The organism is Virgibacillus sp. LDC1, from assembly GCF_025792345.1.
In the GTDB taxonomy this organism is placed as follows: Bacteria; Bacillota; Bacilli; order Paenibacillales; family Paenibacillaceae; genus Paenibacillus_AQ; species Paenibacillus_AQ lautus.
Genome location: NZ_JAOXLZ010000003.1, coordinates 151820 through 174589, shown reverse-complemented (window position 1 = coordinate 174589; position 22770 = coordinate 151820). Strand labels below are relative to the sequence as shown.

The following is a 22770-nucleotide window of genomic DNA, read 5'->3' as shown; positions in this document are numbered from 1 at the left end:
CGTCTATCGACGTACTTTCTTAGAAGACAGACCGCATTTAGCGGAAATTTTTCTTGCGATATAGAATTTCATCAGCGTAGCTGATAACTTATAAATTCTATATCTATAACAAAAACGTCTATCGACGTACTTTCTTAGAAGACAGACCGCATTTAGCGGAAATTTTTCTTGCGATATAGAATTTCATCAGCGTAGCTGATAACTTATAAATTCTATATCTATAACAAAAACGTCTATAGACGTACTTTCTTAGAAGACAGACCGCATTTGGCGGAAGTTTTTCTTGCGATATAGAATTTCATCAGCGTAGCTGATAACTTATAAATTCTATATCTATAACAAAAGCCCCGCGGCTTCGGAATATGCCGAATGCTTCGGGGCCTATGTAACTGCCGATTACTGGCAGTAGCGATTGAATGCGTCGGTCAAATCCGCCGCGATTTCTTCTGCAGAACGATTCTCCACTTGATGACGCTCGATAAAGTGCACCAATTCCCCGTCCTTCAGCAGAGCAATCGATGGGGAGGATGGAGGATACGGAGCAAAATACTCGCGGGCTTTAGCCGTTGCTTCCTTATCCTGTCCGGCAAACACAGTAAACAAATGATCCGGCTTCACCTGGTTCTCAAGCGCTTTGGCTACTCCTGGACGCGCTTGCCCTGCTGCGCAGCCGCATACGGAGTTTACAACGACCAGCGTTGTGCCTTTCGCTGCTGGAAGCACTTCCTCCACCTCTTCTGGTGTCGTCAGTTCCTTAATTCCCAGGCTGGTCAGCTCATCCCGCATCGGTTGAATCATATCGCGCATATATCGGTCAAAAGACATACCCATAACTGCTTCACTCCTTATATAAACAAGATTGTTCGAATTATAACAGCTCATCGATATCTATATTATACAATCCTAAAGAGTGAAAGCAAGAAAATACAAAACGAGCAGCATCACAAAATAGGATACCGCCCGTCTTTTATTGTTCCATTCGGATAACTAGGTAGCAGGATAGTTTACCCCATCTTTTTTCTTGTCGACGATGGGCTCGCCACGGCGATCTTTGTTTTCACGCTCCTGCTGCTCCTGTTGTTTGGAATCATTTTTACTCATCCGAATCCCTCCTTTACCCTGAGCTCTGCCTTATGATGCGTAATTATCAGCCCGTTTATTCGGAAGCGGCAGCGCTCTGGGATTCCGGTAAGCTTTGCTGGTACGAGTGGACAGGAAAGGAAATAATGAAAACCGTTCCCTCGCCTAGCTGCGACTTCACATCAATGGTCCCGTGATGACGCTGTACAATGCTCATGCACAGGGCGAGTCCTAGCCCCGTTCCCTTACTCTTCGTCGTAAAGAAAGGTTCAAACAAACGCTCCAGCTCATTCTCGGAGATTCCGATTCCTGTATCCGCAACATAAAGCTGGGCCTGATCCCCATCGAGCCGGGTTTCGATCGTCAACGTCCCCTTGTCGTCCATCGCCTCCATCCCATTCCGGCACAGATTCAGAATTAGCTGTTTCATCTCCTTGGCATTCAGGTACAGGTGGGGAATCCCATTTCCGAGTTTCAGGTCAATGCTCTGTCCGCGCAAATTCGCATCGGCCCACAAGAGCGGGCTGAGCTCATGGATAATGTCATGCAGGTGACACTCTTCTTTCTCTGCAACCCGGTTCTGGGCGAGGGATAAAAAATCGCTGATGATACCGTTGGCCCGATCGAGCTCCTCCATGACGATCCGGTAATAATGGTCCAGCGTATCCGGACTCTTCTCCTGCATCAGCTGCAAGAATCCGCGGACGACAGCCATCGGGTTGCGAATCTCATGGGTTATGCTTGCCGCCATTTGGCCAACCAAACTTAAACGTTCTACATTAATGAATTCCGTCCGTAGTCTCTCCAGCTCCGTAATGTCTTCCATAATACCTACCGCACCCAAGATGTCGCCGTTCCCATTATGTATAAGCGGGTAGATGCCTGTGGAATATACGCGGGTAGCGCTTCGCATAATCTCGCCGGTGCTTTCGATTCCATCCATAGCTCTCTGAAACCGGCTGCGCAGATGCTCCTTTTGAATCATGCCGTCCAATAAGTCAAATAAGGGTCTGCCGATGACATCCTTGGTTGTCAGATTAGGAAACACGTTTCGAAAGCTGCGGATAAGCGGTTGATTAAAAGCGATGATATTGCCGCTTCGATCCACCGCGACCATACCTAAAGGAATCATCTCCATCATTTTCGTTAAAGATAACCACTCTCTGTTCTTCACATCGTATTGGCCAGCGCCCAGGCGCTCACATGTTAATTCGATCCAATATACAATCATTCCTGAATAAAAAATGCCGATCAGCATATACAGAATGGTCACCAATATCGTATCCGGATTCAGATCATTATTCTTAACCTTTCCTTCAATCGCGTGGGAGGCTACAATAATCAGCATAGCCGGAATAAGCGCGCTCCACAGCCAACAAATTTTTTCGGTCATGGAGCCTTTCTTGAAATTAGAGGTAATCCAGGGTAATAGCGAGTACCCCAGAACCAGCATATTCAGAATGAGGCCGATCGTTGACCAGCCGTTAATCAGCCCTTGGCATGTGATATACATAGCTGCAAGAAATAGCCCTGAACGACGACCTCCGTATAATATGCCTAAAAATAACGGGATAACGCCAAGGTTGATCGGTACGTAATAATCGTTCATGGCCGAGATCAAAATGCATAATATGATGCTAATCCCGCATGCGATGACAATATGTTTGCGAAATCGAAGCAGATCATCCGGATGCTTCTTGTTCAGGCACTTTAGATGTCTGTCGAGGAGAAGCGGCAGATGAAAGATGAGTGTACCAGACAGCAAAACTTGCAGCAAAATATCTTTCCATAGGCTCAGCACAGTGATCGATCACCTCAATTGGACGACGCATCTAATATTTCTGATTAAAGCATAGGCGACATCATATTACAATATCTTGTAATTTCTCTTTCGAAGCCTGGGGAAACTCCATCCTATGTCCTATTCATGAGGTTTGGGATAATTCGCAAAAATCCTATATAATAAGATTCATCTATTAATTGATATACCCCCAAAGGAGCTATGAGCAAACATGCTTGATTATGATATTATTGTCGTCGGCGGCGGACCTTCCGGATTGATGTCCTGCGTGGCTGCAGGGGAAAGGGGAGCTTCTGTTCTGCTGATCGATAAAGGAGATAAACTAGGCCGTAAACTAGGCATATCGGGCGGCGGAAGATGCAATGTGACGAATGCCAAAGAACAGGATGAATTGATTGCCAACATCCCGGGAAACGGCCGTTTTTTATATAGTGCTTTTCAGCATTGGAACAACAAGGATATCATGTCTTTTTTCGAGGGGCTTGGTATCCGCCTCAAAGAAGAAGACAACGGGCGCATGTTTCCTGTGACGGATAAAGCCTCCAGCGTCGTGAATGCCTTGATTGGCAAAGTGAAGGAGCTCGGTACCGACATCCGGACAAACAGTCCGGTGAAGAGAGTTCTCTATGAGAACGGCCGGACGGCCGGGATTGAGCTGAAATCCGGGGAAGCGATCAAGTCTTCCTGCGTGATCATTGCAACCGGCGGGCAGTCTGTTCCGCAAACCGGTTCCACGGGGGACGGCTATCCATGGGCTGAAGCGGCAGGCCATACCATCACGGAGCTGTATCCAACCGAAGTGCCTATCGTCTCCACCGAGCCGTTTATTGCCTCTAAAGAGCTGCAAGGCCTTTCACTGCGGGATGTCGAGCTGTCCGTCTGGAATCCGAAAGGAAAAAAAGTGATTGCCCACCGGGGAGACATGCTGTTCACCCATTTCGGGGTGTCCGGTCCAATCGCGCTGCGCTGCAGTCAGTTCATCCGCCAGGTGCAGCGGAAGTTTGATATCGTGAATGTGGACATGGCCATCGATATGTTCCCCGATCGCTCCCAAGCAGAGCTTGAGGCCGAACTCAAAGGGCGGCTGGAGGATGAGCCAAGAAAGAGCATCAAAAACGTGCTAAAAGGCGTGCTGCCGGAACGAATGATCCCCCTGCTGCTATCCAAGTCGTCCATCGATAGCGATATGATCTGCAGCGGAATATCCAAAACAGCACTGACAACCTTTGCCTCCATTCTAAAAAAGTTCACGTTCCGCGCTTCGGGCACCCGTTCGCTGAAGGAGGCCTTCGTGACAGGCGGTGGCGTCAGCCTCAAGGAGATCCAGCCCAAAAGCATGGAATCCAAGCTGATGCCCGGCCTCTTCTTCTGCGGTGAAATTCTGGATATTCACGGATACACCGGCGGTTACAATATTACAGCTGCCTTTGCGACCGGTTATACCGCAGGCAAGCATGCAGCCGAAGCCGAAGCGATAAACAAATCATAAGAAAAACGTCCATAGCTTCGAAGTTTATACTTTCTGATATCTTAAATAAAGCGCGCTGGTATGCCCCATTCATTGGAGCAATCCAGCGCGCTTTTTGTTATTCTTGCGGGTGTCTCTCCTCCTTGTAGACCGGCCAAGACATGAGCGATGGCGCGATCATGACAGCCAGCACAGTCAGTGCAAGCACGGCGATCCATCCGATCCCCCCATGTAAAAGCGTTAGTCCAGCCACGAGCGAATAAAGAAAGGCGGGAAGAGCGAGCAAGGTTCGGACCGCGAGGACACCAGCCGAACGATGCTGCTGATTCGTAAACGGGAGCACCTGCATAAATTCCGCTTTGGCGAACACCGCCCACCTTGTATTCAGCCAATACGACATCATCAATACCAGAGCAAGATAAACGATGATTTTGATGATCGGCGGCGGCAGCCAGACCGCCGGAATGCCAACCAGCGTAATCTGAATGTACAATAACAAGCTCTCAGGGTGGCGCAGAATCGCCTTTAACCCCGCATCGGCCAGCCTCTTCTCCGGTGTACCTTTGAACAATCGGCCGGACTTGCGCATAAACCAGGTTTTACTTCGTACACTTGGAGGTTTGCCGACGGCTTGAACCAACAGCTTCTCCGTCAACTGGACCCTTGTCTTTGCATCCTCACGCGCATCGGCGATGAAGGTCCCTTGCATGGCAAGCCGCTTACGGCTGAGAAGCAATAACACCATGAGCAGAATCAAGGCAGCTGCCCACAATACCATATACGACTCAAGCCAAAATGTAACAAGCAGCGCTAGCAGTCCGAATGAGAGCCAGCGTACGAGATAAGTCATTACATATTTCCGCCAGCCTTTATAGCTGGAACGAATCATAGCGGTTGATAGATTCGCGCACCAGGCGCATACAGCCGTAATCACCAGCAAGGTCACCAGGGCAATGCCGGTTATCTCGTGTTCCCTGACCAGGATTGGCAGCACAAGCACGGTGACGACCAATCCCTTGATCGCTGAGACCGTATGGCTGTACGCCATTCCTCTGATCATTAACCCCTTCATCCAGCCCCGCTGCTGGCGAAGAAACAATACGTCAGCCTCTTCCAGGAACAGCAGCACTCTGCCGGAGAACATAAAGAGCAGGATGCCTACCACCGCCTGCAGCGGGAAGAATTGTGCCCATACGGGAAGCGGGCTCGTCCATAACTCGCGGTAGAGCCCGCCTCCCAGGAGCAGACCCGGAACAATGATGTACAGCATCACGATCCAGTCGACCACGGTTGCCAGATTATCGCGTTGATTCTTCCAATGAGCAGTCACCCTTCGCCAAAAGAGGGTGCCAAGATGGCTAAAATGATAGGAGCGATCCATGTCCATCACCTCCTTCATGTCAGCACATCGAAGCAATCAAACAACGATGCGCCGGGAAGATCAGCGGCCTGTTGGATTTGATCCAACGTGCCCTCCGAGGCAATCCGCCCTCCGGATATGAGCACAAAGCGATCGCAAATTTTCTCTGCGGTATCCAGCACGTGGGTGGACATCAATACGCCGGCTCCTCGACTTCTCTCCTCAAGCAGCAAATTCAAGAAATCTCGGGTGGCCCGGGGGTCCAACCCGATAAACGGTTCATCTACAATATAAACGTCCGGCTTGGAGAGAAAGCCAATCATCAGCATCATCTTCTGCTTCATTCCTTTGGAAAAGCCTCCCGGCAGCTCATTGCGCACCGACTCCATTCCAAACTGACGGAGAAGCTGATCGGCCTGTGCCTCGAAATGTTCATCATCCATTCCAAATGCGGCAGCTGCCAAATCCAGATGCTCCCACAGCGTCAAATCCTCGTAAAACACGGGCTGCTCGGGAACGTAAGCATATCGGGGCGGATTGCCCGCAATATAGACGTCGGCTTTACTATCCTTAAGCAGCCCCAGCACCGTCTTTATGGTTGTGCTTTTTCCGGCTCCATTCGGCCCGATCAAACCCAGGAGCTCGCCGGGCACCACTTGAAACGATATATCCCGTATGCGCGGGCGGCCTGGTTCGTAACCCGCCTGCTGAATATCCACCTTCAGCACCGGCTCGGGCTCAAGTCCATTCTCTTGAATCTTATGCATCCTAACACCCCATCCGTTAATCCTATTCTCAGTATTACGCAGATGGACAGGAATTCGTTGCATTTAGCGAAACATTCTTTCATTATATCGTAGAAGTTTCAGGGACCATGAGGCCTTCGCTCCTTGCGGCAAAATCCTCATCCTTCCGTTCGATTCTGCTTTTGCATAACAGGAGCGCGGCACCCACTGCAGCAGTTCCAAGCCCTGCAACGATATAAGTCGGCACAGGTCCCATGCCTGTTACAAGTGCGCCGCCGAGCGTAGGTCCTATGATCACAGCACCGCTTGTAAGGCTGTTGACCGTCCCGAATACGCGGCTTGTCATATGCTCAGGGGTCCTCTTCATCAGCAGCATCTGGAACGGAACAAGCACAAAGCCTCCGCCTGCACCCGCCAAAAAGAAGGAACCGAACAAAACTACGCTTTGCAGCAGATGTGGCATTTCGATCACGACCACTACGGCACATACGGCAAATACCAAACCTGCCGCGACAGAGCCTACGCCCATCTTGGCAAGCGTGCTCCAGCTCAGCTTGCGGACAAACATGGCTGCGATCAACGTGCCCAAGCCGCTGGCCGAAATACAGTAGCCAAGCAGATCATCCGATACGTCGGGGATCAGCCGGAATAAGGTTACGATCTGGGAATCGGCCATCTGCAGCACCAGCATGACTGCGCATATCGTAACGACGCCGCCCAGCAGCAGCGGCATGCCATAGATCAGCTGCAGCCCTTCCCCGATCTCCTTGAAGAAGGATTTTTTCTGTGTGTCTTGCCCGCTTCGCGCTTCATTTGGCGACTCACCAATCAGTCCTTTCTGCTTAAGCAGCTTCCGACCCGGAACGCCAAGCAAAAACAGCGCCGATACGATGAAAGCCCCGGCATCGATGATGAAGCATAACTGAATGCCGAATAACGCCATCAATAGTCCGCCCAAGGAAGGCCCGATGATTTTGGACATCTGCTCGATCGATGAACTGATCGTCACCGCCTGATCGATGTGCTTCGGGTCTACGATCTCTTTGATCTTGCCGCTCTTGGCAGGAGAGAACAGGACATCCATCAAGCCTTTAACGATCAGCAGTATATAAATTTGTATTAGATTGCCTGCAAACAAAACCCCAATCAAGATAAAAGCTCTGACCACGTCCGATATCACCATGATTTTTTTGCGGTCATACTTGTCACCGATCCATCCTGCCACAGGGCCGCCAATCAAAACGGGAATGGCCATGCACAATGTCATCGCCGTTATTTCCCAAGGCGCGGCCTGCCATTTTAATCCGACAAGCGTTAAGAGCGCGATAATATACAGCCACTCTCCCATGTTGGACACCAGCTGGGAGCCCATCAATAGCATATAGTTCCGATTGCGCAGCAGCGGTTGAAGTCCCTCTGATTCCACGATTTGTGCTTGATTCATGTTCCCCACCCTTTTTCATCACATTTGAATAATTTCATTATAGAATCGGTGTTCAGAGGGCGTATCGGGCTGGAGGTGTAGCTGATATCGAGCCGCAGGATGAAAATGTTTCGGCCGCATTGTGACAAATCACATGTTGAATTTATTCATTTCAGCGTAATCTTAGATTTGAAGTAATTCAGGACATGAGTCCATATCAAAGGCGGGAGAATGTATGAAGGTGTCACATGAATGCGATACACAGCTTGCTATGCACCTGTATCGGGTGTTTGCCAAGTCATTCAAGAGCGTCAACGAGCATGTCGTGAATGGAAGTAAAATCGAAGGCTTTAATCCAACTTCTTTTGCCGTAATGGAAGTACTGTTCTATAAAGGCCGCCAGCCCATCCAGCAGATTGGGGCACAGCTGCTCCTGCAGAGCGGAAACGTAACCTATGTGGTTGATAAGCTCGTCGAAAAAGGTTATGTGCGCCGCAAACCCTGTCCCGAGGACAGAAGAGTGATTTACGCCGAGCTGACCCCGCCCGGAGAACAATTGATGCAGAAGCTTTACCCCCTGCATGAGCGTCACATCCAGCATGCCCTCGGTGGGTTGGATGAGGAAGAAAAGCACCAACTGATTGGACTTCTGAGTAAAATGGGAAAACATGCGGAACAGGTGCAAATCGTACGCCAGCAAAGCTGAAAAAGCAAAGAGAAGAACCCTCCTCCTTCTCGGAATTCAGGGTTCTTCTTATTGAATGTACTGGTTAGAAACGCTCAGTCTTTAAAGCCTTCCAAGGCTATGGTCGGCTTCCCGTCCGCCTGCCAGGCCCCCTTGTTGTATCCCGCGTTGTATCCCGGCGTTGCTTCAGGCTCCCAGTAGAACACGCCCAGCCCCGTACCTCCCGCTAAACCTCGCACCTTGGTCTTGATGCTCTGAATAAAGCCCTTGGCTGCCGCCGGCTGATTGTAATCCATGCCGATTTCGCTAATCATGATGCTTTTACCGAACCTGGACGTCATGTCTTTGGCATTGGCTATCGTCTGATCGACCTTCGATGACCAATCGCTTACTTCCGGGTACAGCGACATACCGATAATATCAAAGTTCGCGCCGTTGCTGATCAAGCCGCCAATGTTCCACTTGAACAATTCATTATCGTAGCCATTGGATAAATGGACAATCGTCTTGGTAGAACCGCTGACAGACTTCACCGCATTATGCCCCGTATTAACGAGCCATGCGTAGTTCTTCATGCTCACCGAAGCTTTGCCGTCCTCCCACAGCATCCCGTTGTTGGTTTCGTTGCCGACCTGCACCCAATCCGGAGTAACGCCCTCGTTCTTCATGGTGTTCATCACATAGACGGTATGGGAATAGACCGCATCCATCAGCTGCTGAAAAGTGAAATTACGCCAGGCATACGGCTTGTTCTGCTGCCCCGGGTCCGCCCAGGAATCGCTGTAATGCAGCGTAAGCATAATGCTCATGCCTTTGTTCTTGGCACGCTGAGCCAGCTCGGCCGCCTTTTCCGCATTCAGATAGCCGTTCATATAATCATTCATATTGGGATTGACCCAGACCCGAATCCTTGCGGAATTGATCTGGTAATCGTTCTTCAGAATGTCCAGAATATCGCGCTGAGCCCCGTTCTTGTCCTTCCACTTATACCCCTGAGCTTCCATACCGGGGACCCAGCTGATGTCAGCCCCTTTTGCAAAAGCAGGCGCCGCCCCGGCGGAGCCGTTACACGAAAAGCCAAACGATAACGCAAGCATCGACACGCAAAGAAACATCTTGAACCAAACCCCTTTCACAGCTTCAGTCATCATGATACCTCCTTTGTCATTTCTTCACTGCGCAAGTGACTCCCTTATTGTAAGCGTTACCCAAATGAAGCCACAGGGCATAATGCCAACATTTTCGGTCCTTTTCCAAGCAAAATAAAAATGTACAAAGGAAGGTTTTCTTGCGATATCAGGGGTCCCTGCTTCGAAGTTTATACTTCCTGAAAAAAAACAGGTGCCAGCATGCTGGCACCTGCCCTTATATGAGGATATGTCTGGCGGACTAACGGATTCATTTACATGCTTACGTTACGCGTGATAACCTTCACGCAATAAGGTTCCAGCTCAAGATCCGTATCCACAGCTTCGCCCGAGATAAAATCGTTGTACCGGGTTCCGTCCAGCGTGACCCGCTTCGCTTCGCCAGAGAAGTTCATTACAAAAATGTAGTCCGACTCACCATCCGTACGAATGGATGAGCTTACGCCCGAAGGCAGCTCCACCGGCAGCGCCCGGCGCACGCCTGTCTGTTCAACAAGCCTCTTGTAAAAATCGGAATGAAAAGGCTCCCTGTTCCGGGAGGCGATATAATAGGCTCGGCCCTTCCCGAGCTGATTGACCGTCAAGGCTGGCCGCCCCGCGTAGAAATCGGACCGGTAAACGGCCAGTGCCTCCGCCGTCTCCAGATGAATGAGGTCGCACAGCTCAACGGCTTCATAAGCCTCGGCCAGGCCAAGCCCCCCTCCGTCATTTGTTACGATCCCATTGACATCGTGATCATGGAGGGCATCGATTTCCTCCGACCATACGCCGAGCGTCTTACGGAGGGGACCCGGAAATCCGCCGAGGAAGCAAAGGTCAAACTCATCGACGATTCCCGACCAATACGTTGCAACAAACGTGCCGCCCTCTTCCACAAATTGTTGAATCCGCTCGCCCACGCCTGGGCGCACCATGTACAGCATGGGTGCGACCAAAAGTTTATATTTGGAGAAATCCTGTTCCATATCGATGACATCGATCGGGACTCCCTGCTTCCATAAAGCCCGGTAATGCTCTTGAACGGTCTCCTCATACTTGACTCCCTTGTTCCGCGGACCTTGCGCATCATTGATGGCCCAACGGTTCTCCCAGTCAAAAATGACGGCCGCTTCCGCCGGAATCCCCGTTCCTACAACGGCGTCCATCTTCTTGAGATAGTCCCCGACCTCAGCCACATCGCTGAACACCCGGGTGTGTTCATGACCGACATGATCAACGACGGCGCCGTGCAGCTTCTCGCTCGATCCCCTGCTCTTGCGCCATTGAAAATATTGTACCGTATCCGAACCATGGGCAACGGCTTGCATGGAGGACAGCAAATGCATACCCGGACGCTTCAGCTTGCTCACCGGCTGCCAGTTCGTCAGACTTGGCGTGCTCTCCATCAGCATCCAGGGCTGTCCGCCTTTGATCGAGCGGATGATATCATGCATCATGGCAACGCGGGCTGCCTGAACGGCATCATCCCCGCCCTGATCATGCCAGGTCGGATAGCTGTCCCACGACACCACGTCCAGCAGATCAGCAAACTTCCAGTAATTCAGTCCTTCAAAATATTCCATCAGGTTGGTCGTAATGGGAAGGGATGGATTGACCCTGCGGAGGGGTTCCGTTTCGTGCCGGATGAAATCCGCCGTCTGATCGGTTACAAACCGTCTCCAATCCAGGTTCATTCCATGGACCTGCGTCTCCCCGTGGGGTGCCGGAGATTCAACCTGGCTCCATTTCGTAATCGTATGGCTCCAGAATGCGGTCCACCAGGCATGATTCAGCTCTTCCAGCGTGGCGTACTTCGCCTGCAGCCAAGACCGGAATGCGTCCTGACAGTAGTCGCAATGGCAATCGCCGCCAAACTCATTCGAGATATGCCAGCCGATGACGGCTGGATGGTTGCCGTACCGCTCCGCAAGCTTCCTGTTGATCGTATGGACCTTCTCCCGATAGACCGGAGAAGTATAACAGTGATTATGCCGGAAACCGTGCAGGTTACGGACGCGCTTCTCGCTCACCCGCAGCACCTCGGGATACTTCTCCGACATCCAGGCCGGTCTTGCGCCGCTTGGCGTAGCCAGAAAGGCATAGATTCCATTGGCGGCAAAACGGTCCAATACGCCGTCAAGCCAATCAAACGTAAATACCCCTTCCTCGGGCTCCAATGAAACCCATGAAAATATGCCGACGGACATCACGTTGCAATTCGCTAGCTTCATCAACCGGATATCCTCTTCGAGCACTTCGGGATAGCGGAGCCATTGCTCCGGATTATAATCGGCGCCATGCAGCATGTGCGGAACGCGCGGGCTAATCGGATTAAACGTTCGTTTCATAGTAAGTTAAACCTCCTGTTTCCTGATAGGATCGCATCTCTTATTCTTTGACAGAACCCAGCGTCATCCCTTTAACGAAAAAACGCTGCAAAAAAGGATAAACCAGCAGGATGGGCGCCGCACCGATAAAGATCTGTGCGGCATTCACCGTCGTCTGGGACAGCAGCTCCATCTCCTTCGGGCTCATGCTCATCGAGCTCATGTCCCGCTGGATAATGACCGTCTGCAGGAAGGTGGCCAGCGGGAAGTCCTTGGCATTGTTCAGGTACAGCAGCCCGTCAAACCAGGAGTTCCAGTGGAACACCATGCTGAACAGCGCAATCGTGGCAATCGAGGGCAGCGAGATCGGCAAATAAATCTTAAACAGCGTTTTGAAATGGCCGGCTCCATCGATGAAAGCCGCTTCCTCCAGTTCTTTTGGAATCCCCCTGAAGAAGTTCAGCATCAGGATCACCAGAAAGGTGTTCACCGTGCCGGGAATCACCAGCACCCAGAAGGAGTTGATCAAGCCCAGCTTCTGAATCACGATATAGAACGGCACCAGACCGCCATTGAACACCATGCTGAACACAAACAGCCAGGAATAAACACTGCGGCTGCGGAAGACGCGGTTCTCTTTGGACAGCGGATATGCGGCCAGAAAGGTTACGGCGAGCGTCAAACCCGTTCCCAGTACGGTACGTGCAATCGAAATCCAGATCGAGTGCAAAAATGCCGGGTTATTGATCGTTTTCTTGTAAGCTTCCAGTGAAAATTCGACCGGCCATAATCCCACCAGACTGGCGTCGGCAGCCGCTTTGGAGCTGAACGAAATCGCCAGCACATGAAGCAGCGGAATGATGCAGAGAATGGCCAACGCGACAAGCAAGCAGGTATTAAACACGTTAAATATGCGGTATTCCATCGTTTTATGGTACATGGCTCTCCCTCTTTCGCTCTGCTAGAATATACGGTAGCCCGCCCACTTGTAGGCCAGCCGATAGGATACGAGAATAAGGACCATGCTGATCACGGATTTGAACAGGCCGATAGCCGTTCCGAACCCCATCTCGCCATTCAGGATTGCTGTACGGTATACAAAGGTATCGATGATATCGCCTTTCTCGTATACCAGCGGATTGTACAGGTTGAAGATTTGGTCAAACCCGGCATTCAGGATGTTGCCGAGCGCCAATGTCCCGACAACGATCGTGATGGGAATCATGGAAGGGATCGTGATATGTAGCGTTTGTTTCAGGCGTCCCGCTCCATCGATCTCTGCCGCTTCGTACAGGGTCGGGCTAACGCCGGCCAGAGCAGCCAGGAACACAATCGTATTGTAGCCAAACTCCTTCCATACGTCGGACACGATCACCGTGAACCGGAACCAGTTATTGTCTCCGAGAAAAAAGATCGGATCGATGCCGACAGCGGCCAGTATTCGGTTGACAAAGCCGTCCACCGCGAGCATTTCGATCAAAATTCCGCCCAGGATAACCCATGACAAAAAGTGGGGCAAATACACCATCGTCTGGATGCTCCGCTGAAGCGCCGTTTTTCGGATTTCATTCAGCAGAATGGCAAACACGAACGGAATCAGCAGATTGAACACGATTTTCATCACCGCGATGACAAAGGTGTTCCATATGACCTGCATGCTGTCCTGCCTTTCAAACAAGTATCGGAAATTGTCCAAGCCCACCCATGCGGAGCCGCCAACGCCCTCCCACGGCTTATAGTCCTGAAAAGCCATAATGATGCCGCCCATCGGCAAATAACTGAACAAGAACAGACAGATAAGGGCCGGCAGCAGCATGACGTGGAAAGGCCATGTTTTTTTCATCCTCTTCATCCAAGATCCTCCCGTTAAATCAATCTACCTCTTGATTATAGGACCCGTCCCACGGAGCGCAGTAGCCCACAAAACCAATATTCATGGCACGATAGCAATCAAATTGCAGCCGCTCCGATGGAGCAAAAAGGACGGCCTCTTGGCAGGCCGCCCTTCTTGGTAACCACAACTACTTCACGCTTTGGTACCATTCGTTAACCTCTTTGGTGATTTGTTCCCCGCCTCCGGCTTTCCACGTCTCCACAAATGCATCAAACGATTCAACGGGCTGCTTGCCGTAAATGATCTCGTTCAGGGTTTGGTTCTCAATCTTCAGGAGATAATCCCACTTCGATTTCATGGTGGCGGTTACCGGTCCCGTAAACATGTTCTTCTTGGAGATCTCCTCTTGGGAGAGCAGCACTTCCGCAGCGGCCGGCGTATCCTTGCCATAATTGACCGCCACATCCTTTTCGAGGCGGCTCTCCGGCTTCCCGCCTTTCGCCAGCTTCAGCAGCGCTTTCATCTGCTCGTCCGGAATCCGAGCCCCATCGCGGACCAGCAAATAACGGACGACATTGACATAACCGCCCTGAATCTGATCGTTCGGCACCATTTCGCCATTGGCATCGAGCTCGAAATCGTAACCTTCGAACAGCCCGTTGGCAAATTCGCCGCCTTCCTTGGATACGGCAAAGTTATCGAATAGATAGTTCTGATACGTGAAGAAGGCTTCAGGATGCTCCATATCTTTATGGATCAGGGTAACGCCATTTGTATACTGCGTTCCATGACGCATCGCAACGCCGTCAGGGCCCGCCGGAATCTGCACAGGCTTCCAGACGGCTTCCGGCGCATTCTTTACGGTATCGATCAGCGGCCAGCCGCTCATCCAATAGGGCCCCGGAATGATGCCGGCCGTTCCGGCTACGGCCGGCTCCGCCGTTTTGTTCTCATCCCACAGTGCGGCTTCCTTCGGAATGTATCCTTTATTCATCCACTCGTTCAGCTTCACCAAGCCTTGCTTCATGCCTGCATGGACCGAGCCGTATTCCAGGCTTCCGTCCTCAGCCACGTTCCACTGCTGCGGCAGCGTTCCATAAGCGCCGAATATCCATGACGGATCGCCCATCCAGGTGCTCATGGACGTTTTGAAGCCGATGCTCAGCGGCGTGACTTTATCCGGAGCAAGACCGGACGGGTTCTGGTTCTTGAAAGCATCCATCACCTGCTCAAGCTCATCCATCGTCTTCGGTGCGTTCATCCCCAGCTTGTCCAGCCAATCCTGCCGGATCCATAATACATAGTCGTGATTATAGGCAAAATCCAGTACCGGAAGCCCCATTCGCTTACCGTTCCGGCTGTATTGATTCCACACATTGGAATCCAGATTCATTGCGTTCTTCCACGTTTCCGATGCATACTGGTCAAACAGCGTGCCGACCTCGGCAAACATGCCGGAATCGATCAAATCCTGGGCCAGCTGCTGATTTTCGGTGCCAAGCGTGACGATATCCGGCATCTCCTGTCCGGAGGACATGGCCAGCCGCAGCTTGGTCGCAAAAGCGCCGTTGGTATCCGTAATGGACCACAGCGATTTGATATTGATGCCGAACTTCTCCTTTGCCCACTTCGTAGCCACGTTGTTCTCGATCGTTTCCCCATTCTTGAATTGCAGCGTCGGATCAACGCCCCATACCGTCGTAATCGTAACTTCCGGATCGTATTTCTCTTTGTAGACGTTTTCAGTTTTGGATTCGGCTGGCTGCTGCGCCGCTTCCGGCTTCGGCTCGCCGCCGGAGCATCCGGCCAAGGATCCGGCCAGGAGCAAGGACGCGGCCAGGATCGGGAACCATTTCTTTCTTCTAGCGGTCATCGTTAAATCCCCCTTCTACCACCTTATGGATTACATGTTTAATTATAGAGGGGCCGGCAGCCGCATCCTATGTCACGAATCGAAGATTTCTGCACCTTTAGCAACATCCTTGGTCTCTGTATTCATTCGGGGTCATTCCGTAGTGCTTCCGGAACATCTTGCTGAAATACTGCGGATTCTGGTATCCAAGCTCAGCTGTTATTTCATAAATCTTCTTGTTCGTATGCTTCAGCAGATATAACGCCCGCTCCATTCGCTTGCGGATGATATAATCGCCGAGTCCCTCTCCGGTTTCGCTCTTATAAATCTTGGATAAATACACCGGATGCAGGAATACCCGGTCCGCAATCGTCTTGACGGACAGGTCATGACCCGAATCGGCAGTCACCATCTCCTGGACCTGTTTGATGATATGGCTCTTGCTCGTTGTCTCCTGTTCGGACGAAATATCGTGAAGTTTGTTCAGCATATCAAGCGACCAGGAGCGCAGCTTGGCAGCCGACTGAACCACCTGCTGAATATATAAGGGGTCCCAGCCCGCCTGGTCCAGCTGATGAATGGTGTGCCCCTGCTTATGAGCAAGGTACATATAGGCATTTGCAACTGATAAAAATATTTCATACAACGCCGTCTGCCCAATGAATACGGTTTCAAGTTCTGCAAAGACCTGTTCTATTTTGTCTCGGGCGGCATCCCACTGCCTTGTCTCCAGCAGATGCAGCAGGCTCGGCGGCTTTGCAAACGCCTGGGTTACGTCCCATACAGGCTCACGCAGCCGGACATCATGGTCTTCGGAGAAACGGATAGCTTCAGGATCTCCGTTTCCCCAGAGGTAAAGCGAGCTTAATCCCGACCGGTAAACGGATGCCAATTCCCCCGGAAAATCAAAGGAGGCTGACACGAGAACCGAAATGCTTCCCTTTAGATAGCTGTCCACATCCTGTTGAAACTGGGTGATATACCGTTTCAATTCGCGGGAATCCGCGAATGTCTCCATTTCACCAGCCTTCGACTCTCTCTTGGGCTGAGCCAACAGAATCAAACCATGATGCGGCGTTTTGCTGGACCACACATGGAACAGCTCGGCAAATACCTCCTCAGCAATGTTGCCGATGGCATATTCCATGAGGCCGACCGAATGGTCGTCCATTCCCGTAAACCTCTGCCCAAGCTGAATCAGCAGCATGATTGTCCGCTGGTCTGTTTGGAGCGGAATTTCATATTCATGAAGCTTGTGATCGAGTGAATGCCGCGACATCTCGCGTCCCAGCAAGAGATCATGCATGAGGCTGTTCCGCAGAATGCCGAGATCCGATTTCCGGCTGTACAGCAACTGATGGTAGTGCCCAAGCTCCTTCCGCTCCTCTTGGATCGATGCCAAAGCGGAGCTCACGCTTCGCATGAATTCACCATCGTCCACCGGCTTCAAAATGTAATCGGATGCCTGCAGCCGAATCGCCTGCTTGGCATATTCAAAATCCGAATAACCCGTAAGTAAAATGCAGCGGATATGCGTCCAGCGCTCGGTTATGGTCTCCATCAGCTCCAGACCGGTCATCACCGGCATCCGAACATCCGTAACTACCACATCGATGTCCTGCTCCTCCAGCAGGTCGATCGCCTCCAGGGCAGAAGAAGCCTGATATACTTCTTCAATATCCAGCTCACGCCATGGTATGGTCAGATATAAACTTTCCGTGACATAACTCTCGTCATCAACCAATAAGATATTCATCAACTCTTTGCCCCCTGCCCTGACTTTGATTGATTCCCCCCAAGCGATCCGGCAGCGGCCAATAGAGCACAGCCCTTACGCCGCCTTGCGGAGATGCCGCAAAACGCAGACCGGCTTCTTCGCCATAACGCAGCCGCATCCGCTGGTGAACATTCCAGACGCCGCAGCCCATCTCCTGATCCATCGGCCTGTTCAGCCGAGCCTCCAGCTCAGCCAGCTTCCGCCCGTTCATGCCGATTCCGTTATCATCCACTTGAATGCAGGCAACGCCGTCCAGAATCCGGAAGGTTACCTTGATCTCACCGTCGGCCGAATGAGGTTCAATGCCATGCAGCACGGCGTTCTCCACCAAGGGTTGAATGACCAGCGGCGGGATCTCTATGCCTTCTGCTTCCTCCGCCAAGTCGAGATGATATTGAAGACGCCTCATTCGCATCTGCTGAATTTCCAGATAATGCGTAACGAACTCGACCTCATCCGACAAGGGAACCAGCTCCCTTTCCTGGCGTGTGGTATAGCGGAAATACCGGGACAAGTTGTGCGACATCGCCACGACGGCTTCGTATTTCTGAAGCTTCGCCATGCTGGTGATAAACGAGAAGCAATTGTAGAAGAAATGGGGATTGATCTGGGACTGCAGCTGCTTCAGCTTCGCTTCCCTGACATGGATCTTCTCCATGTATACATGCTCGAACAGCTCCTGAATCTGCTCCACCATCGAGTTGAATCTCGTAGCCAGAAAACTGAACTCGTTACGGCCCGATACCTTCATCCTGACCGAGTAATCCCCGGCCTGCAGCCTGCGGAACACATAAACCAGCTGCTTGATCGGAACCTGAACCTGGGAGTACAGCAGGTATGCCGCGAGGCAGCTCATCAAGAGCAGTGCGCTGATCGATATATAAAAGAGCCTGTTCGACGTATGGATCGGCTTCATAATGTCCGATAGCGGAATATAGTCGATCAAATACCATCCGGTCGTTTCCGATAATACGATGCTGACCGAATAGGTTTTGCCGTCCACTTCCTTCACGCGGTTCTCCACGTCCAGCAAGGATTCGCGGCCCAGCTCCGCAATCATGTGGTTAATCAGTTCCTGGTCCGCGGTACGGTTGTAGATGACGCCCGTATCCGGTTTATAGTAGAACGGGTCGCTCCTTCCGTCGCTCTTAAAGCGGTCCAGCATATCTTGGATATTGGTGCTGTCGAATTCAACCTTGATCACCGTATTCGACTTGCCCGTATGATCCTGGGTGGAATACGGTGCAACCGAATACCAGACAAACAGGAAACGCCGATCGCTCCCCTCATCATAAGGAGTGACCTGCCACCCCGGCTTCACGTCCTCCGCGAGCTCCTCGGGCGAGTAAAACCCGGCGTCGCTTTCGGTGACCACCCGCCCGAGGGACGGGGAATAAATCGCCAGATGGCTGCGCCAGTTCGAAGAGCTCTCCTGTATGCTAAGCTTTGTCTGAATCTGCTTCACCAGGTTAATCGCGTCCAGATTCAGATACTTATCCTGCAAATAAATATCCCGAAAGCTTGAAATATCCGGGTCATGCAGCAGCAAATTCGGCCACGATGCCAAAATATCGATATTGGTATTCACCTGATTCTGAAAGAAGACGAGCTGGTTCGTATTCGATTGGCTGAGCTCCTTGCTGAGCACGTTCGTCGTGGTTTGGTTCGAATAGAAATAGAGGCCGACAATGGGAATTAACATCAGGAAAATAAACAAAACGATTTTTCGAAACAGATTAAATTTGGACATACATCGGCAGCCCCTTGGTTTATGTAGTGGGAGAAGTTCATTTATAAAGCGAAATATGTTTATTATATCGGAGTTCGCCCTGCGCCGTGTAGGGCATAAAAGCAAGATTCCGGGCACTTTCGAAGGGATTTGCTGCGAGATGGCCGTTTGCAGTCCACCAAGAACCGCATGAAACAAAAAAACAGGACCCCGGCCTCAAAGAGAGCGGGGGTCCTGTTAAACTTATAATATGAAATATATGCCTTGCATGAGTCCATCGATCAATGGCCTGACAGCTGAGTCTCTTCCGTTCTGGCCTCCGGTTCAGGGGGCGCATTGCGGAAGGCGGCCACGATCAACATACAGATCACCGCCATCACGGCCATCACCACAAACAAGGAATTGAGGCTTCCCTCCAATATTCCGCTCAGCAGGCTGCCTAACCCTTCCGGCAGTTCAGCCATTCCATGCGGAGAGAGCAATTTGTTAATGTCGTCGCTGGTAATGCCGGCCGCATCCGGCTCAGCGGCAAGCCTGCCCGCAATTCCGGCATTGACCCATAATCCGAACACCGCTACGCCCACGGTTTGACCGAACGTCCGGATGAAGGAGTTCAGCGCCGTGGAAGCTCCGCGAACCTCGTAACCGACCGAGGATTGCGCGATGATCTGAAACAAGGTGGAGATATAACCGAAGCCGACTCCATAAATGAACGTAAAGACCAGCAGCACGCCCAGCGCCGTATCCTTATGCATGAACGCCAATCCGACCGCTCCGATTATGAGGAGTACGACGCCGATCATCGCCGTTTTCCGAGAACCGGATTTAACGATCAGGCGCCCGCTGATAATCGAGCCGATCAGCCATCCGATCGACATCGGGGCCAGCGTCAGACCCGACAAGGTGGCGTTGCCGCCACGAACGCCTTGAATCCACAGCGGCAAATACGTGGTCAACCCGATGATAAGCGCACTGACCAGAATATTGGCTACCGTTGATACCGTAATATCCCGGATCTTGAATAAATGGAGCGGCAGCATCGGCTCCTTCACCCTACTCTCCACCACCAGGAACGCAGCGAGCAGCACCACGGAACCGATCATCAGACCAAGCATGAATGGAGAAGTCCAGGAATAGCTCTCTCCGCCGCCTACCGCGAGCGCAAACAGCAGCGCCGTCATCCCCACGGTAAACAGGGCCGCTCCCCCATAATCGATCGATACTTCGCGGGTGGTGCGCTCCTCTTTGAAATAACGGAAAATCAGCCATATCGATAACAGCCCGAACGGAACATTAAAGACAAAGATCCAGTGCCAGGATAGGTAATCCACGAAATACCCGCCAAGCAGCGGTCCGATCAGAGAGGAGATTCCCCATACGGAGCTGATCATCCCCTGAATCTTCCCTCGTTCCTCCAGATTGTAAATGTCTCCGACAATTGTAAAGGTTACCGGGATAACGGCACCTGCCCCGATCCCTTGGATTGCCCTGAATATGATCAGCTGCGTCATGTTCTGCGACAGGCCGCACAGCAATGAGCCTACGAGAAAGATCAGCGAGCCGTATAAAAATACGGGCTTGCGTCCATATAAATCGCTTATTTTACCGAAGATCGGCGTCGTTACGGCCATCGTTAGCAGATAGGCCGTAAAAATCCAGCTCATCAGGCTTACGCTGCCGAAGCTGCTGATAATCGCCGGACCCGCCGGACCGACAACCGTTCCTTCGATCGCAGCCATAAAGGTGGATAACAGAATACCGACCAGGATATAACTGCGTTTGTCTTGTTTTAATACACCCACGTTCCTTCGTCCCCTTTACTCTAGACAGCCCCGGCATGATTCCTGTTCCTGCCGACATGTTTCCCGTATGTATCCTATATGGATACGGATAAAAAACCGGGGCCAACAGCATAAAAGCGCCTCCCGATTACCAGGAGCGCTTTCACATCATGTAACATTTCTATTATAAAGGTTACCGCGATGGTTGCACAGACATTTTCCCGTTCCGCAGATGAATAAAGGAAGTGGCATATCGCTTCATAAGCTCGGGATCGTGCGTGATCATCAGGATGGCCGAGCCTTCCCCGATGACATAACGGCACAGCTCGGTTACCTTCTCGATGGCGGCATAGTCCATTCCCGAGGTCGGCTCGTCCAGGATATACAGCGATCTCTCCAGCATCAATTGGCTGATGATGCTTAAGAGACGCTTCTCGCCCTGACTGAGCAAATAGGGAGACATCTGAAGACGATCCGTAAGTCCCGCCTTGTCCAACAGAAACCCGGCTCGCTGCTGCTGGCCAGCCGTCAGCTCGGGGCGCTTCTTCACGGACAGTCCGCCATGAAGGCTGTAGATCAGCTCCTCCCAAACATTCGGAGCCGTAAACATATATTCCGGCTGCTGGAACACGTAGCCGATTAACTCGGCTCTTCGGTAGACGGCCATTCCCTTTGTATCTTCCCCCTGCCAGCGTATGCTGCCTGCCGGAGCCGGCAGCAGTCCCATGATCAGGCGGCTGAGGGTCGTTTTGCCCGATCCGTTCTCCCCGGTCAGCAGCACCCAGTCGCCGGGATGAATCACCGCCTCGATATCGCGCAGCGCCTCCCGACCGCCGGGATACGCAAACGTCAGCGAATCAATCTGGAGCAGCGGGGAGGCCGCAGACAGCCTGCCGCCTGCCGCATGGGATACCGCGGCAGGCATGGAACCTGCTGGGACCGGCGTCCCCGCATGGCGCCCAGCCGGATGCGGGAGAGTTGCCGCCGGGACAGACTGGTCCCCGGCGGCGGCACCCGCTGCCTCGCCTGCGGGCCGAGGCAGCAAGCCCAGCTGCACCAGCTGCTCCCCGCAGCGTTGCAGCAGCTCCTCCGGCGGCCCGTCCTGCACGACGGTCCCGCCGTCCAGGACGATGACGCGCTGTGCGGCACGCGCGGCATCGTCAAAGCGGCCGGACGCGGTGATGAGCGTCCGGCCCTCCGCCTGCAGCTTATGGCACAGCTGCAGGAAGTTCGCCTGCGCCGCGGCATCCAGGCTGGCGCAGGCATCGTCGAAGACGAAGAGCCGCGGGCGCAGCGCCAGCACCGCGGCCAAGGCGGTGCGCTGCCGCTGTCCGCCGGACAGGCTGCGCACCGGATCGGTCCGGCGGTCCAGCAGCCCGACCGCCGCAAGGGACTGAATCACCCGCTCCTCAATCTCGGCAGGTGAAACCCGCATATTTTCAGGCCCGAAGGCCGCCTCGTCCTCTACGATGCCCTGAACGAGCTGCGCATCCGGATCCTGAAACAATACCCCTACCGCCTCGGCCACGTCGGCAATCGGCGCCGCTGCGGGATCCATGCCATCCAGCAGCACCTCCCCAGTTCTAGCGCCTCCGCCGCTCCGCGGAAGAAGGCCGCTCAGCAGTTGGCAAAGCGTCGACTTCCCACTGCCGCTGGCCCCGAGGATAGCGACCCACTCGTTTTGGTCGATCTTCAGGTGGAAATCCTGTATAACCGGGCGCTCCTCTCCATCATAGAGAAATCCAAGGTCTCGGCATATTACCGTTGTTCCTGACATGGA

General features: G+C 52.3%; 16 protein-coding genes. 2 read left to right on the top strand and 14 right to left on the bottom strand.

What is annotated here, in order from left to right:
- Positions 1 to 396: 396 nt before the first annotated feature.
- Positions 397 to 831, bottom strand: a complete 435-nt coding sequence (locus tag OHJ21_RS24390; RefSeq protein WP_486021393.1) for a BrxA/BrxB family bacilliredoxin — start codon at positions 829 to 831, stop codon at positions 397 to 399.
- 325 nt (positions 832 to 1156) lie between these two features.
- Positions 1157 to 2881, bottom strand: a complete 1725-nt coding sequence (locus tag OHJ21_RS24385; protein WP_100540170.1) for a two-component system sensor histidine kinase NtrB — start codon at positions 2879 to 2881, stop codon at positions 1157 to 1159.
- A gap of 211 nt (positions 2882 to 3092) precedes the next feature.
- On the opposite strand from OHJ21_RS24385, the gene OHJ21_RS24380 reads away from it, so the two are divergent.
- Complete coding sequence (locus OHJ21_RS24380; RefSeq protein WP_486021392.1) at positions 3093 to 4370, top strand: BaiN/RdsA family NAD(P)/FAD-dependent oxidoreductase; 1278 nt, start codon at positions 3093 to 3095, stop codon at positions 4368 to 4370.
- 97 nt (positions 4371 to 4467) lie between these two features.
- Here OHJ21_RS24380 and OHJ21_RS24375 read toward each other — a convergent pair whose 3' ends face one another.
- The 3 genes from OHJ21_RS24375 to OHJ21_RS24365 all read right to left on the bottom strand — a co-directional run bounded on the left by OHJ21_RS24375 (position 4468) and on the right by OHJ21_RS24365 (position 7899).
- The gene (locus tag OHJ21_RS24375; protein WP_486021391.1) at positions 4468 to 5730 is read right to left on the bottom strand and encodes an ABC transporter permease; all 1263 of its coding nucleotides are present in this window, start codon (positions 5728 to 5730) and stop codon (positions 4468 to 4470) included.
- Positions 5731 to 5744: 14 nt separating this feature from the next.
- Positions 5745 to 6476 (bottom strand): ABC transporter ATP-binding protein, encoded by a 732-nt coding sequence (locus tag OHJ21_RS24370; RefSeq protein WP_127594666.1) that lies wholly within the window; start codon positions 6474 to 6476, stop codon positions 5745 to 5747.
- A gap of 82 nt (positions 6477 to 6558) precedes the next feature.
- Positions 6559 to 7899 (bottom strand): MFS transporter, encoded by a 1341-nt coding sequence (locus OHJ21_RS24365; protein ID WP_486021390.1) that lies wholly within the window; start codon positions 7897 to 7899, stop codon positions 6559 to 6561.
- A gap of 214 nt (positions 7900 to 8113) precedes the next feature.
- Between OHJ21_RS24365 and OHJ21_RS24360 the strand changes: the two genes are divergently transcribed.
- Positions 8114 to 8584, top strand: a complete 471-nt coding sequence (locus tag OHJ21_RS24360; RefSeq protein WP_100540165.1) for a MarR family winged helix-turn-helix transcriptional regulator — start codon at positions 8114 to 8116, stop codon at positions 8582 to 8584.
- 74 nt (positions 8585 to 8658) lie between these two features.
- On the opposite strand, the gene OHJ21_RS24355 is transcribed toward OHJ21_RS24360, so the two are convergent.
- From OHJ21_RS24355 to OHJ21_RS24315, 9 genes are all read right to left on the bottom strand, one after another.
- Positions 8659 to 9678: a glycoside hydrolase family 53 protein gene (locus tag OHJ21_RS24355; protein ID WP_411830390.1), complete on the bottom strand. Its 1020-nt coding sequence runs from the start codon at positions 9676 to 9678 to the stop codon at positions 8659 to 8661.
- A 287-nt stretch (positions 9679 to 9965) separates the two neighbouring features.
- Positions 9966 to 12038, bottom strand: coding sequence for a beta-galactosidase (locus OHJ21_RS24350; protein WP_100540163.1), 2073 nt, complete (start codon positions 12036 to 12038; stop codon positions 9966 to 9968).
- 40 nt (positions 12039 to 12078) lie between these two features.
- Complete coding sequence (locus OHJ21_RS24345; protein WP_100540162.1) at positions 12079 to 12957, bottom strand: carbohydrate ABC transporter permease; 879 nt, start codon at positions 12955 to 12957, stop codon at positions 12079 to 12081.
- A 21-nt stretch (positions 12958 to 12978) separates the two neighbouring features.
- Positions 12979 to 13869 carry an ABC transporter permease gene (locus OHJ21_RS24340; RefSeq protein WP_036664449.1) on the bottom strand — a complete coding sequence of 297 codons (891 nt, stop codon included), beginning with the start codon at positions 13867 to 13869 and terminating at the stop codon, positions 12979 to 12981.
- 169 nt (positions 13870 to 14038) lie between these two features.
- Positions 14039 to 15724 carry a type 2 periplasmic-binding domain-containing protein gene (locus OHJ21_RS24335; RefSeq protein ID WP_486021389.1) on the bottom strand — a complete coding sequence of 562 codons (1686 nt, stop codon included), beginning with the start codon at positions 15722 to 15724 and terminating at the stop codon, positions 14039 to 14041.
- A 97-nt stretch (positions 15725 to 15821) separates the two neighbouring features.
- On the bottom strand, positions 15822 to 17459 hold the full coding sequence (locus OHJ21_RS24330; protein WP_486021388.1) for a response regulator: 1638 nt from the start codon (positions 17457 to 17459) through the stop codon (positions 15822 to 15824).
- Positions 17440 to 19230, bottom strand: coding sequence for a sensor histidine kinase (locus tag OHJ21_RS24325; protein ID WP_486021387.1), 1791 nt, complete (start codon positions 19228 to 19230; stop codon positions 17440 to 17442). Before OHJ21_RS24325 ends, OHJ21_RS24330 begins: the two co-directional genes overlap by 20 nt.
- Positions 19231 to 19490: 260 nt before the next feature.
- On the bottom strand, positions 19491 to 21011 hold the full coding sequence (locus OHJ21_RS24320; RefSeq protein ID WP_486021386.1) for an MDR family MFS transporter: 1521 nt from the start codon (positions 21009 to 21011) through the stop codon (positions 19491 to 19493).
- Positions 21012 to 21183: 172 nt separating this feature from the next.
- Entirely contained in the window at positions 21184 to 22767 is a 1584-nt protein-coding gene (locus OHJ21_RS24315) for an ABC transporter ATP-binding protein (protein ID WP_486021385.1), read from the bottom strand.
- Between the last annotated feature and the right edge of the window lie 3 nt (positions 22768 to 22770).

Bases quoted from the DNA above. Each gene is read 5' to 3' on its own strand.
- OHJ21_RS24390 (WP_486021393.1), bottom strand. From the start codon at position 831: ATGGGTATGTCTTTTGACCGATATATGCGCGATATGATTCAACCGATG.
- OHJ21_RS24380 (WP_486021392.1), top strand. From the start codon at position 3,093: ATGCTTGATTATGATATTATTGTCGTCGGCGGCGGACCTTCCGGATTG.
- OHJ21_RS24375 (WP_486021391.1), bottom strand. From the start codon at position 5,730: ATGGATCGCTCCTATCATTTTAGCCATCTTGGCACCCTCTTTTGGCGA.
- OHJ21_RS24370 (WP_127594666.1), bottom strand. From the start codon at position 6,476: ATGCATAAGATTCAAGAGAATGGACTTGAGCCCGAGCCGGTGCTGAAG.
- OHJ21_RS24365 (WP_486021390.1), bottom strand. From the start codon at position 7,899: ATGAATCAAGCACAAATCGTGGAATCAGAGGGACTTCAACCGCTGCTG.
- OHJ21_RS24360 (WP_100540165.1), top strand. From the start codon at position 8,114: ATGAAGGTGTCACATGAATGCGATACACAGCTTGCTATGCACCTGTAT.
- OHJ21_RS24355 (WP_411830390.1), bottom strand. From the start codon at position 9,678: ATGTTTCTTTGCGTGTCGATGCTTGCGTTATCGTTTGGCTTTTCGTGT.
- OHJ21_RS24350 (WP_100540163.1), bottom strand. From the start codon at position 12,038: ATGAAACGAACGTTTAATCCGATTAGCCCGCGCGTTCCGCACATGCTG.
- OHJ21_RS24345 (WP_100540162.1), bottom strand. From the start codon at position 12,957: ATGTACCATAAAACGATGGAATACCGCATATTTAACGTGTTTAATACC.
- OHJ21_RS24340 (WP_036664449.1), bottom strand. From the start codon at position 13,869: ATGAAGAGGATGAAAAAAACATGGCCTTTCCACGTCATGCTGCTGCCG.
- OHJ21_RS24335 (WP_486021389.1), bottom strand. From the start codon at position 15,724: ATGACCGCTAGAAGAAAGAAATGGTTCCCGATCCTGGCCGCGTCCTTG.
- OHJ21_RS24330 (WP_486021388.1), bottom strand. From the start codon at position 17,459: ATGAATATCTTATTGGTTGATGACGAGAGTTATGTCACGGAAAGTTTA.
- OHJ21_RS24325 (WP_486021387.1), bottom strand. From the start codon at position 19,230: ATGTCCAAATTTAATCTGTTTCGAAAAATCGTTTTGTTTATTTTCCTG.
- OHJ21_RS24315 (WP_486021385.1), bottom strand. From the start codon at position 22,767: ATGTCAGGAACAACGGTAATATGCCGAGACCTTGGATTTCTCTATGAT.